The 12,937-nt window shown below is 62.9% G+C and carries 12 protein-coding genes; 3 read left to right on the top strand and 9 right to left on the bottom strand.

Features of this window, described 5'->3' with window-relative positions:
• Window positions 1-709: DUF222 domain-containing protein (locus tag RWT78_RS14850; protein WP_314676436.1), on the bottom strand; the 709-nt coding region annotated here is incomplete at its 3' end.
• 195 nt (window positions 710-904) lie between these two features.
• On the opposite strand from RWT78_RS14850, the gene RWT78_RS14845 reads away from it, so the two are divergent.
• Window positions 905-1,057 (top strand): aminoglycoside phosphotransferase, encoded by a 153-nt coding sequence (locus tag RWT78_RS14845; protein WP_134998269.1) that lies wholly within the window; start codon window positions 905-907, stop codon window positions 1,055-1,057.
• Between the two features lie 81 nt (window positions 1,058-1,138).
• On the opposite strand, the gene RWT78_RS14840 is transcribed toward RWT78_RS14845, so the two are convergent.
• The 7 genes from RWT78_RS14840 to RWT78_RS14810 form a co-directional block, all read right to left on the bottom strand.
• Entirely contained in the window at window positions 1,139-2,761 is a 1,623-nt protein-coding gene (locus tag RWT78_RS14840) for an amidohydrolase (RefSeq protein WP_314676435.1), read from the bottom strand.
• A gap of 9 nt (window positions 2,762-2,770) precedes the next feature.
• Complete coding sequence (locus tag RWT78_RS14835; RefSeq protein ID WP_003941536.1) at window positions 2,771-4,948, bottom strand: AAA family ATPase; 2,178 nt, start codon at window positions 4,946-4,948, stop codon at window positions 2,771-2,773.
• 21 nt (window positions 4,949-4,969) lie between these two features.
• Complete coding sequence (locus RWT78_RS14830) at window positions 4,970-5,800, bottom strand: phosphatidylcholine/phosphatidylserine synthase (protein WP_029254795.1); 831 nt, start codon at window positions 5,798-5,800, stop codon at window positions 4,970-4,972.
• A gap of 59 nt (window positions 5,801-5,859) precedes the next feature.
• Complete coding sequence (locus RWT78_RS14825; protein ID WP_003941540.1) at window positions 5,860-6,573, bottom strand: phosphatidylserine decarboxylase; 714 nt, start codon at window positions 6,571-6,573, stop codon at window positions 5,860-5,862.
• 72 nt (window positions 6,574-6,645) lie between these two features.
• Window positions 6,646-7,665, bottom strand: a complete 1,020-nt coding sequence (locus RWT78_RS14820; protein ID WP_314676434.1) for a MerR family DNA-binding transcriptional regulator — start codon at window positions 7,663-7,665, stop codon at window positions 6,646-6,648.
• Window positions 7,655-8,107, bottom strand: a complete 453-nt coding sequence (locus RWT78_RS14815) for a hypothetical protein (RefSeq protein WP_075832586.1) — start codon at window positions 8,105-8,107, stop codon at window positions 7,655-7,657. The genes RWT78_RS14820 and RWT78_RS14815 overlap by 11 nt, the downstream gene beginning before the upstream one ends.
• 34 nt (window positions 8,108-8,141) lie before the next feature.
• The gene (locus RWT78_RS14810) at window positions 8,142-8,612 is read right to left on the bottom strand and encodes an SRPBCC family protein (protein WP_003941500.1); all 471 of its coding nucleotides are present in this window, start codon (window positions 8,610-8,612) and stop codon (window positions 8,142-8,144) included.
• Between the two features lie 189 nt (window positions 8,613-8,801).
• Here RWT78_RS14810 and RWT78_RS14805 point away from each other — a divergent pair, with 189 nt between their 5' ends.
• Entirely contained in the window at window positions 8,802-10,193 is a 1,392-nt protein-coding gene (locus tag RWT78_RS14805) for an amino acid permease (RefSeq protein WP_019744479.1), read from the top strand.
• Here RWT78_RS14805 and RWT78_RS14800 read toward each other — a convergent pair.
• Entirely contained in the window at window positions 10,165-11,418 is a 1,254-nt protein-coding gene (locus tag RWT78_RS14800; protein WP_058228007.1) for an FAD-binding oxidoreductase, read from the bottom strand. The two genes, RWT78_RS14805 and RWT78_RS14800, sit on opposite strands and share 29 nt — an antisense overlap.
• Window positions 11,419-12,204: 786 nt before the next feature.
• Here RWT78_RS14800 and RWT78_RS14795 point away from each other — a divergent pair.
• Complete coding sequence (locus RWT78_RS14795) at window positions 12,205-12,912, top strand: hypothetical protein (RefSeq protein WP_314676433.1); 708 nt, start codon at window positions 12,205-12,207, stop codon at window positions 12,910-12,912.
• Window positions 12,913-12,937: the final 25 nt, after the last annotated feature.

Here is a 12,937-nt window from a genome sequence, read left to right as displayed (position 1 = left end):
TCGGACCCAACCCCGCCCGCTCGTACCGCCGCAGTAGTTCGCAGAACCCGTCCGCCCGCCGCAGCGCCGGCGTACGGGCGTCCTTGACGCCGTCCTTCTCCGGCGTCGGCGCAGACAGGCTCGACAACAACGTGATCAGACGCGCCCCGTTCACAGCATCCAGGTCGCCCTTCACCGACACACGCCCGTACAAACCTTTCGACGCGTAGAACTCGTTACGCTCCGAATCCTCGCCGACCGGGACGCCGTCCTCGCGTTTGCCGTACTGCTTCTCGATTCGGCGGATCGCCGCCCGCACCGCATCACAATCAGCGATGTTCTTCGACGCCAACCCCAACAGAATCCCGCGAGCCTTGTCGACATCCGCCGGCGTCATGTTCTTGGGCGGATGCTGACAAAACGACGCCACCTGACGGGCTTTCAACGCATCCACGTCACCACGATGAAACGCATCGCCCACAACGGGTTCGAGCATCAACAACCGCGCCAACCCGACCAGCAGACTGCACTCACCGATCTCCAGATTCGTCGAACCATGCAACCACTGCGCGATCGCCCGAAAACCCTTCCCGCCGAGAACCTCCCGGGAAAACATCTCCACGATCAGCAACACCATCCGCGACTGCAACTCGTGCCGGGCGCGCACCAGATCGAGAACCTCACTCTTGAGGTCCTCGCCATCCAGTTGCCACGCTTCCCGACTGTCCATGCTAAAGTCTAATCGAACAAAGTTTCGAACACAAGACTTGGATCTCGAAAACTGTTCCTATGCAATAATTTTCGACAATTCCGATTTTTGGGACTTTTCGGATCTTCATTCGATTTGCGGCAGGCAATCGACTGCCTCATTGCATGGACTCTGCTGACGCCGAGCACTCGGCATACATTCCGGCTTCATGTTGACGTGGACGAGGGAACTTGGACGCGTGGCCGCGCATGGGCTCTGTCAATTGCATTGGTTGCCTTGCCGTACTACCGCGACACGAACGAGCAGATCACGGACTGGGCGAAACATGCGATTGCCCAGGTCATTGACGACATCCGCACTGAACCCTGAGACCACTTGCGCCGTCTCCGTTCTCGCAACGATCCTTGGAACTCGAGCAGGGAGGGCAACAGTCTTGTCCGCGGCGACCGATCAGCCGATCGCGCTCAGGTCTCCGTACACCGTCCGACCCTCCAGGATGGTGGCGAGCACCGTGATGTCGGCCAGCCTGGTCGGCTCGACGTCGAGGGGATTTGCCGACAGCACAACAAGATCCGCGTAGGCGCCGGGAAAGATGGACCCGATGTGATCTTCGCTGAACAGCTGCCAAGCGGCGTTGACCGTATGGGCGCGCACAGCTGCGTCCACGGGGATCCGTTCCTGGGGTGCGACGACGCGGCCGCTGGGCGAAAGTCTGGTGACGGCGTCCTGCATATTCCGTAGCGGATTGGCGGGGGTGACGGGACCGTCGTTGTGGAAGGTGAACCGTTGCCCGGCTGCCAGCGCAGAACCTGCTGCGGCCCAGACGGATCCGTATTCGGGGCCGAACAGGTCATCGACCAGAACGTCACCCCAGTAGTGCAGGTGGTCGATGAAGATGCTGACCGTGACGCCCAGTTCCGCCGCGCGGACGAACTGATCCGGACGCATCGCGCCGACGTGTTCGAGACGCAACCGGTGATCGGGCCGGGGGTGCTCCTTCAGAAGTTGCTCCCACGCATCGAGAACCATGGTGATCGCGTCGTCGCCGTGGGCGTGGCACGCCATCTGCCACCCCTTGGCGAAGTAAGCGGAACTGATGTCGTGGATCTGTTCGCCGGTGTAGTTGGCATGCCCGTGCGTGCAGGCGATCCCGAGCGCACGGGTGGCTTCGGTATCGAGATACGGGAAACTGGTGGCGATGTTGCCGACCCACGGCGAACCGTCGGACCAGACCTTGATGCCGATCTGGCGCACCAGGTCGTTTCCGTCGCCCGGTGACGCCTCGGTAGTGCGCGCGTCGTTGGACATCTCGTAGAGCCGCAGACGGGTGGTGAGCAGTCCGGCGTCGGCTATCGCTGCCAGGGCGGGCCGCATCTTGGGGTCGAACGACAATTCGGCGATGGTGGTGATTCCCGCGGCGTTCAGCCGGGCGCATTCGGCCGCCACCAGTGCGGGGAAGTCGTCACCGATGGTGACTGCGTGGCCCGCGACTGCGAATACCGCGGGCATTTCGTACGCGGCTCCGTCGAGTGCGCCCGTCGCGTCGTGGCCGTACGATCCGCCGATCGGATCGGGGGTATCGCGGGTGATGCCGGCCTGCACTGCTGCCGCCGTGTTGAAATACGCGACGTGTCCCGAGTTGTGCATGATCACGAGGGGGTACTCCGGCGCTACGGAGTCCAGCCAGTCGATGGTCGGATCGGGTAGGCCACTCTGCAGCAACGGGTCCCAACCGTTCAAAGAAGCGCCGGCAGCGCCTCGCGAACGAACAGTGTCGACGACGGCAGCAACTACGGCATCCGCCTCGGCGATCGTGACAGGCCGGATGTCGACGACGTCAGGCCCGAGCACGATGGCTTCTTCGAGGGGGTGACCGTGCGGCTCGATGAACCCCGGCAGAACAGCGGCACCTCCGACGTCGACAACGCGGGTATCCGGCCCCACCAGTTCCTCGACGTCCGTGCGCGCGCCGACGGCTGTGATCCGGCCGCCCGTCACGGCGAGCGCCTGGGCGAGTGGTGAGTCCTCGCGCATGGTCACGATGTCGCCGTACAGAACCAGATCAGCAGCCATGGTCAGTCCTTATCGGTTGTCCGCGTACGCCTGTAGGTGTGCCACCTGCTCGGGATCGAGTGAGGGACGTACCTTCTCACGGGCGGTTGCCACGTCCGCGGCCGTCACGTCGGCCGCGTCCATGCTCCGACGCATGGCGGCGAGTGCAGCCTCACGCAGGAGAGCCGAGCAGTCTGCTGCCGAGTATCCCTCGAGATCGACGGCCAGAATGTCCAAATCGACATCTTCGGCGAGCGGTACCGACTTGCCGGAAGCACGCAGAATCGCTTTGCGAGCCTCCGCATCCGGCGGCGGTACGAATACGAGACGTTCGAGTCTGCCGGGGCGCAGGAGAGCCGGGTCGATCAGATCCGGTCGATTGGTGGCGCCCAACACCACGACGTCGCGTAGCGGTTCGACGCCGTCGAGTTCGGTCAACAACGCGGCTACGACGCGATCCGACACCCCGGAGTCGGAACTTTGACCACGACGCGGGGCAAGCGCGTCGATTTCGTCGAGGAAGATCAACGAGGGCGCCGAATCGCGTGCGCGCTGGAACAACTCTCTTACGGCCTTTTCGGAGGCGCCGACCCACTTGTCCATCAGCTCTGCGCCTTTCACGGCATGAACGCTGAGGTGCCCCGAGCTGGCAAGGGCGCGAACGAGATACGTCTTACCGCAGCCGGGAGGACCGTAGAGGAGCACGCCGCGGGGTGGGTCGACACCGAGGCGTGCGAAGGAGTCGGGGTGCTGTAGCGGCCACAGCACCGCTTCGGTGAGCGCCTGTTTGGTTTCGACCATGTCGCCGACGTCGTCGAGGGTGACGCTGCCGATCGACAGTTCTTCGGTACTCGAACGAGACAGTGGCCGAATCACTTCGAGGGCACCGACAAGATCTTCCTGCGTGATCTCCGGAGAATCACCGGATTTGGACGCCCGCGTCGCCGCTCGCAATGCAGCTTCACGGCAGAGCGCCGCGAGGTCGGCGACCACGAATCCGGGTGCGCGCGAGGCGATGGCGTCGAGTTCGAGGGTTCCGGTGGGCACTCGGCGGAGCAGGAGTTCGAGCAACGCCTTGCGAGTTGCGCCGTCCGGCAGGGTAAGTGCGAGTTCTCGATCGCAGAGATCCTGGCCGCGAAGGCGCGCGTCGACGGTCTCCGGATGGGCGGAGGTCGCGACGAATGCCACGCCCGGGGTTGCGACGGCGCTGCGCAGTTGTTCGAGGATCAGTGCGGACACCGGTTCCGCGGTGGCCGGAAGCAGAGCGTCGATGTCACTGATCAGCAGTACGCCACCGCCGCGCACGGCAGCAACGGCGTCGACGATTCGCTGCAGGCGGGTATTCGCCTCGGTGGCACCGACTCCCGGGCCGTCCAGTTCGACCAGTTTGCGCGAGGACAGGACCGAGCGGGCCAACGTGGCTTTGCCTACGCCGGCGGGGCCCGTGATGAGGACGCCGAGGTGCGGTGAGGCGCCGAGCGTACGGAGCAGTTCTGGTTCGTCGAGTGCCAGGCCGAGCCACTCGGTCAGCTTGGCTGCCTGCGCCTGCGCGCCGACGAGGTGATCCAGCGGAACCGAGGGTGCAGGCTCGATTGCGACGGCGGCCGGACTGGAAACAAGCGCACTCGGTGTCAGTGTGCCCGCCGAGCCGGAACCCCAGTTGACCGCCGAATTCGGCTGGACGCTGACCGGACCACCGGCAGGTTCGACGGCCGTGACGGTGAGCAGTTCGGATGTCCACGCGACGCCGAAGGTACGGGAAAGCGCTTGGGTGGCTTCGGAAGTGCTCGTACCCGGACCGAGATCGCGGGGGAGGAGCGAGACCGTGTCGCCGACGCTGACGACCTTGCCCAGAAGGGCTTGTCGCAGAACCGTCGAGCTGATCGAATTTGTCGCCATGGACGAGCCGGTGACGGAGACGGATCGCGCTCCGTACACCGTCACCGGACCGACCACGACGGAAGAGTTCTCGGTCAGGCCGACGTTCGACATGGTGACGTCGTCGAGAAGGATCGTGCCTGCCGGGGTTCCGGTGGGCGCACGGCCCGCGACGGTCGCGGTGCCGCGGGCTCCCATGAGTGCGATGGCATCCCATTCGCGGATGCCCAACGCCGCCAACGCTTCGGGGTGCAAGCGCACGACCCCGCGGCGTAGGTCGGCGGCAGAGGTGTTGAGTCGAACGGTGAGGGCGAGTTCCGGCGAAGTCACCTCTCGAGAGTACGTCGTGGACTAGCGGGGTCGCCGCAATCCGAGACGAGCGGCCGAGCGGCGGCCACCGACGTTGGGTTGGCGTCGGATCGCGCGGCGTTCGGAAGGCTTGATGTCCCAGGTTTCGGGACGTGCTGCCACCCACCGCTTCGAGTGCACGGCAAACGGGATGTGCACCAGGTAGATCGCGATGAGAACGATCAGCAGGATGTACGGGTAGGTGATGAGTGCGGCTGCAGCCAACGTCACCAGGACGAGCAGGCCGGCCGCCATGTGCGGCGGCACGGATACCGACTTCATCGCCAGCGTCGGGATGCGGCTGACGATCAGTGCAGCCGAGAAGAGCGTCCACACGATGACGACGAAGTGCGAAGACCACCAGCCGTCACCCCACTGAGCCGTCGCGGCCAGGGGAGTGAGGGCGATGAGTGCGCCGGCCGGAGCCGGAACGCCGACGAAGTACTCACGTGCGTACGCGGGGACGTCGTCGTCGTCGAGCAGGGTGTTGAAACGTGCGAGTCGCAACACGATGCTGACCGCGTAGATCAACGCGATGATCCAGCCGATGCTGGTGCCGTCCAGCAAGGTCACGTACAGGACCAGGGCCGGGGCGACGCCGAAGGAGATGGAGTCGGCCAGTGAGTCGAGTTCGGCGCCGATCTTGCTGGTGGCGTCGAGCAGTCGCGCGATGCGGCCGTCGAGTGAATCGAGGACGGCAGCGGCGCCGATCATCGCGAGCGAGGTGCCGGGTTGTCCGTCGAGAGCGAATTTGACGGCGGACAGCCCGGCGCACAGCGCCAGGATGGTGATGACGGACGGCAGCAACCGCACCGCCTGGGTGCGTTTGGGCATCTTCGCGCCGGGTTGGGCTGCTCCCGGCTTCTTCACGGCTGACTTCATCTTCGGCGTCTTCACGGCAGTTGCGCGATAACTGTTTCAGCACCGATCGTGCGTTGTCCCGGCTCGACCAGGAGTGTGGTTCCGGCGGGGAAATAGGTGTCGACGCGTGAGCCGAAACGGATCAGTCCGTACGTGTCGCCGATCGGCAGGACGTCACCGACACCGGCGTAGCAGACGATGCGGCGTGCAAGCAGTCCCGCGATCTGGACAACCGCAACGTCGTGACCATCGGCGGTTTCGATCAGCATGCTGTTGCGCTCGTTGACCTCGCTGGCGTCGGCGAGATCTGCGGAGAGGAACTTGCCTGCCTGGTGAACGACCTCTTTGACCGTTCCACCGACAGGGCTGCGCTGGACATGCACGTCGAGAACCGACAGGAAGATGCTGACGCGCGGGCGCGGCTCGCTTCCGAGATTGAGCTCGGCGGGCGGAACGGCGTTGTCGACCAACGCCACCTCGCCGTCGGCGGGTGCGACGACGACGCCGATGCGGTTGGGCGGCACCCGGTGCGGGTGACGGAAGAACGTGGCGCATGCGGCGGCGGTGGTCAGACCGGCTCGGCGCACCCACTTACGGTTGCGGCCCAGAGCTGCAACTCCCAGCGGGGCCAGCACGAACGGCAGGCCGGCGGGATGAAGTGGCGGAATCGCATGGCGAACCAGATCGACGATATGTCCGATCCCGGTGGGTTGCGGGGTTCCGGGGGGTGTGGGTCGGCGTGCCACAGGCTCCTCTAACTACTCGGTAGGTCTTCTGCTGGTCGCACTGACAGTACGGGGTGGTAGAGCATCCATAGATTACGTGAACGCCTTCTCTCCTACAGGCTGTAGTGGCATCAAGTACGAGTAGTACCCGACACGGTCGCCGGTGCGTATCGCCAGCGGGAGCGTCGCACCGCTTACTCGGATCACCAGTTGCCGCCCCGGTTGGGCTGCGGCGGCGTCGCGCAGTCGCTGCCGGTCGACCAGTACTCGGAACTTCTCACGGGGATCTGTTCCGCCCGGATCCACCCGGGCACCACCGTCTTCGCCGACGCTGACGACGGCACTGTCCTCGGTGCCGTTGAGCAGGGCGGCAAGGTGGTCGCCGCTCAGTTCGACGGCGTTGTGGTGCTCGCGCAGGATTCGGTGATCAGGGAACTCTCCGTCCTCGATCAGGGGACTGGACACCTCACCTCCCGGATACGACGCAGTCACCGTGCGCGCGGAGAAAGTCAACGTCACGACGCCGGCGACGTCGCGTAACAATCGCGCGAAGGTGACGGGAACGACAGCGGACACCGTCAGAGCGGAGTGAACTTTCACCTCGGCGACCGCGAGCCGGAACTGATCAGTGGTGACAAACGCAGCGACGCCGTCGTGAATGTCGAGGTGGACGCCGCGAAGTATCGGGAACTCCGATTCCTCGTTCACTGCGAACAGCACGGCGTCGAGTGCGCGTCGTAGATCCCACGAGTCGATGTCCACGCCGCCGGAGGCAGGTAGCGAATCGATCAGCCGGTGAATTCGCCCCAGTTCGGCGCGGGCGTCGGCGAGACCGTCCTCGAGGTTGCGCAGATGGGCGTCCAGGCACGAATGGGGTTCCGGCCCGGTCAGGACGGCCATCATGTCGCGGATCGGAACACCGACGCGTCGCATACCGGCGATCATGCGGGCGTCGCGGAGCTGATCGTCGGTGTACCAGCGGTAACCGGTGTGCGGATCGACGGAATGCGGGACGAGCACGCCTTCCTTGTCGTAGAACCGCAGCGCGCTGATCGGGAGCGCCGACGCCCTGGACATCTCGCCGATCGTCAAGAGGGCGGAACTAGTGGTCACGGATCAATTCTGCCCGCAGTCGCTCGATAGCGCCCCTGATCATCCGGCCGTAACCGTCGTCGGCGAGTGTGCCGACCGACGCCTCGGCCTTCGTCAGATGCTCGACGGCCTCGGTGTCGCGTCCGAGTTTGCGGTAGTCGGCAGCCAGGTTGAGGTGCAGCGATGGATAGAAACCGGCGACCTGCAGCGATGCGTGGTGTTCCTGGGCTCGCGCGTCGGTCAACGAATCGGCAGCGTCGAGGGCGCGCAGGTCCCAGCAGAGCTCCTGAGCCGGGTCGTCTTGAACGTCGGCCATGTAGTGCGCGAGGGAGACGATGTGGAGCGCATCGGGGGCGGCGCTGATCTCTTCCCACATCTTCTCGAACGCAGAGCGAGCCCCGGCTCGATTGCCGGAGCTCGCCAATTCTTGTGCCTGCGCTATCTGTGTCATCACGGGATCCATGGAACGGATCCTGATGCCTCGACCAGGTCGAGGGTCAAGCAGAGGTGCGTGCAGCCGCCTCGGCCTCGCTCTTCACACGCTTCAAGGTGGCATTCATGCCTTCGACGAGTTCGACCTCGAAGTCGGCGTTTCCGCCCAGGACGGTCTTGACGAGGAACTGCGAGACCTTCGACGTTCCGGTGGGAGCCTCGCGACGCTCGGTCACTTTGGTGCCGGTAGCGGTCGGCTCGAGTTCGTAGGACCAGATCGTGCGGTTCTCCGCGATGCGGAACGCCACCGACTTGTTGGGCTCGAAGCGAACGACCTTCGACGACGTCGGCCAGACCAGCAGGCCCTTGCGGTTGACGTTGATCGTCTTGGCGCCCTCACGCACGGTCCCGCCGATTACCTTCATCACCTTGCACTGGGGGCTCCATTCGCCCATGCGCTGCAGGTCGGCGACGATTGCCCACACGTCCTGCGGTGATGCGTCGATGTCGATGCTTGCTTCGAGGGTGTTGGACACAGTCTCTCCAGTCGAGTTGATGCTACGTAAAGTTACAAACACTTTTGTCGATCGTAAGCGATCCGTCAATGGACCATGTGTGTCAGGTCACTGTACGGCCGTCCAACAGGGTCGTGCGGGAACACGCGCGGTGGTAGCGGACAATGGTTCGCGCACGTATGACGATCCATCCGACTGGAGTACCGAGAAGTGAACAGCGACGCCGCGACGCAGGATGGCCTCAAGCGAGGGCTGACAGCGCGCCATATCCGCTTCATCGCCCTCGGATCAGCCATCGGAACCGGACTGTTCTACGGCAGCGCCGAGGCCATCAAACGAGCCGGCCCGTCGGTGCTCCTGGCCTACCTGATCGGCGGTATCGCGGTCTACCTGGTGTTGCGAGCGCTCGGCGAGATGGCGGTCCGTAACCCGGTTTCCGGTTCGTTCAGCGAGTACGCGAACAAGCACCTCGGACCACTCGCCGGTTTCATGACCGGGTGGACGTACACGTTCGAGATGGTGATCGTGTGCCTCGCCGACGTCACCGCCTTCGGCCTGTACATGCAGTTCTGGTTCCCGGACGTACCGAGATGGATCTGGGTTCTGGCTGTCGTCTTCTTCATCGGCGCGATAAACCTGTTGAGCGTCAAGGTGTTCGGCGAACTGGAATTCTGGTTCACGCTCGTGAAGATCACCGCCATCATCGCGATGATCGCCGGCGGCATCGCGATCATCGTGTTCGGATTCGGCGTTCACGACACCGATGCCGGAATCAGCCACCTCTGGTCGGACGGCGGGTTCTTCGCGACGGGCTTCGGCGGATTCGTCGCGTGTTTCGCGATCGTCATGTTCGCGTTCGGTGGCACCGAGATCATCGGTATCACCGCGGGCGAAGCCGAGGATCCGGCGCAGACCATCAGGAAAGCCGTCAACACGGTCCCGGTGCGCATCATTCTCTTCTACATCTGCACCCTCGCCGTCATCATGGCGATCATTCCGTGGCAGACCATCAACTCCGACAACAGCCCGTTCGTCCAGATCTTCGAGAACCTCGGATTGGGAACGGCCGCATCGATCCTCAACATCGTCGTCATCACCGCGGCCCTGTCCGCCATCAACAGCGACGTTTTCGGTGCGGGTCGCATGATGTTCGGAATGTCGCATGCCGGTCAGGCCCCGCAGGTGATGAAGAGAGTCTCCGCCAACGGTGTTCCGTGGATGACCGTTGTCATCATGACCGGTGCCCTGTTGGTGGGAGTACTGCTCAACTACCTGATCCCGGACCAGGTGTTCCTCGTCATCGCCTCGCTGGCGACCTTCGCCACCATTTTCGTCTGGATCATGATCCTGCTCTCGCAGTTCCGTTCCCGCGCTCAGATGAGTGCAGACGAAACAGCGGCACTGAAGTTTCCAGTGCCGCTGTGGCCGTACGGTCAGATCTTCGCGATCGTGTTCCTGGCTTTTGTCATCGTGTTGCTCGGCGTCATCGCCGATACCCGAGTTGCGCTGCTCGTCGGTGCCGGATGGCTGGTTCTGCTGACGGGCGCGTACTACAAGTGGGTGAAACCGGCTGTCAGCGCAGCGGATCGAAGTGGCGCATGACGGTCGGCGTCTGAGCGCCGGTCATCGAGTCGGCCACCATCTTTCCGGTCAACGGACCCAGGGCGATTCCCCACATCCCGTGACCACCGGCGACGTGCACCCGCGGCGACTTCGTGGCTCCGATCAACGGCAAGCCGTCGGTAGTGCACGGTCGTGATCCCACCCACTCCTCTTCCCGCGCAGTCCAGTCGATGCCGCTGAGCATCGGCTTGGCTGCATCGATGATCGCCTGCACGCGGCGCGGATCCAGCGGCGCGTCAGGGCTGCGGAATTCCATCATTCCGGCCACTCGGAAGCGATCGTGCAACGGAGTGCATGCGACGCGCTGGGTGGGGAAATACACAGGGTTCTTGGGGAGGTGCTCGGGCTTGACACTGAAGCTGTATCCGCGTCCGGCCTGCACCAGTTTGCGCACACCGAACGGTGCTGCGAGCTTGTTCAAGCGGGCACCGCTCGAGATGACTACGGAGTCACCGTCGCGTGAATCACCGTGTGCACTGCGAACAGTGACTCCGCCGACCCGATCGTCGATCTGCGTGACGTCGAAACCGCTGACGATTTCTCCACCGCGTTCACGAACCGCGTCCGCCAACGAGTTCACGAACAACGGGGGATCGATGAAACGCTGATTGCGCAGGCGCAAACCGGCTTTCACACCCTGGCCGAGTGAAGGCTCGAGCGAATGAATCGCGTCGTAGTCGAGGAGGTCGAAGTCGACTTCTCCGCCGGCAGCTTCGACGTGGTGGAACTCGTCCACCAAGGTCTGTCGGTCCTTCTCGGACGCAAACGCGGCGAGGAAAGGATCGGCCAGGCGCGTCAGCTCTTTGACGCCACCGTCGGCGAGTTCGTCGTACGCGCCCAAGGCTGTTCGGTTGACCTCGGTGTAGACCGACATCGCTTCCTGCCACTTCGACTGCGCGCAGTGGCGCGCGAACCCGACCAGGAACCGAATCAGCTTCAGATCGGTGGTCAGTGGCACGTACACCGGGGACGACGGGCTGAGCATCGCGCGCAAGCCGTATTGGAGCACTGCGGGTTCGGGCAGCGGAAGCGTCAATGCGGGGGCAAGCCAACCGGCGTTGCCCCAGCTCGCGTCGGCTGCGACGCCGTCGCGATCGACGACGGTGACCTCGACTCCACGTTCCTGCAAGAACCAGGCCGTCGACAATCCGACAACACCCGCACCGACCACGACCACACGATCGGGGCTCTGACGAGTTCCCATGACGCACTCCTTCTACAGACTCTGCTCGAACCGAGACGCCGGTCACATCCGGCTCTTCTCTCAAGCATGAATCGCGGGGGCGGCAAAAGGACTGGCCGTTCGGCCACAGCTTCGGGGAATGCGTTGTGCGAGTGCACAGCCCTCGCTTGGGAAGCGAATCACAGTGAGTCGGTTCGTGAATGCGCTGGAACTTTTGAATTAATACTAAAGTATTAACCATCTCTCGAATGAGCTGCGTTGTTAATACTTTAGTATTAATGTTTCGCTGAATGTTAGTTCCTTGGTATTAGTCGCGTGCAAATCCTGGATGTAAGTGGGGGCGCCATTTCAAGTTGTCGAGAGATTTCTTTCAAAAACTGTTACAAGTTCTAGTAATTGAGGTATGGTGACGGTCATCACATAAACGGCAAATCGTGAATGGCCTTCAATCGTCGATCAGCTGTTCCAACTTACCGCTCGGTGTGAGCATCCAGTGGAATGGGTGCTACCAAACCAGCTGATTGGAGGTGGTTTCTCACGGTCGGACGTCATCTTTTTCGGAATCGAGACATGATTCCCGGGTGATGTCGTATCGCTAATCTCCGTTGTCAAGATTTCGGTCGTGCATCGGTAGTGAACAAATCCTATCGTGCTGCGCACGGCCTCAAAGACTTCCCCTTCGCCGCGAAAATTCCGGTGATGCGGAGGCTGTCAATGCAGTAGTTCAACTTTACTCGAACTGCGTTTTGGCAGGAAGTGCTATCAACGCTATAAACCGATCCCGAAAGGGAATGAGGAGTAGAAGATATGCATGTTTCAACGGCAAAACGTACGGTGGCCGCTCTAGCAGTAGCAACTGCTTCGGCGGGCATGGGATTCGCAGCAGTTGCACCGGCGTCGGCAACTGCAGGTACGACGGTGACGAGCTATAACCAGGCGTGCCGCGCTGTAAGTGTTGGGCAGACCGTGGATCAGGTAGTTCCAACCTCGGTCACGGCTAACCACGTCACTGTGAATGCCACGCCCGGGGTAAATTCATACACCCTTCAGCCCGGTTCAGCGACGACGCCCAGCAGTTCTGGCGTCTCGGGTGTCACATTCCTCGGCATTGATGACGTCAGGCTTGTCTACCGCTATGACCCAGCGACGTTCGTCGCAGGATCGGCCGCACTGGTGGCCGGTTCCGGTTCGGGCTACACAGGCACGGTCACTCTCACCGATACCGGATCGCAACTGATCGTGGACGGTGCGGATGTCGGCGTAGGCGTGACATACCAGCTTCCGAAGATCAGTTTCCAAACTCGGAACAGTGCGTTGGACGTGAAGTTCGACACTCAGGGCACCGCGGCCCAGATGTATAACTTCTCGGCGAATTACTTCCGTTTCACATCGAAGGCGTCAGTGCCTATCTTCGGGACAGTCAGTGCGCCGACCTCATGCATTCCCGCCAATGCGGTGGGTGCGACCGGTAGTTACCCGGCACTGAATTCGGGTGCGGGCGTTCTGCATCCATAGTCAATCCGGACCCCGGTGATTAGCA

Origin of the sequence: uncultured Rhodococcus sp. (assembly GCF_963525155.1) — a bacterium.
Classification (GTDB): Bacteria; Actinomycetota; Actinomycetes; order Mycobacteriales; family Mycobacteriaceae; genus Rhodococcus_F; species Rhodococcus_F qingshengii.
Note: the sequence above shows the minus strand (reverse complement) of the source record. Positions and strands in the feature narration are given on the sequence as shown.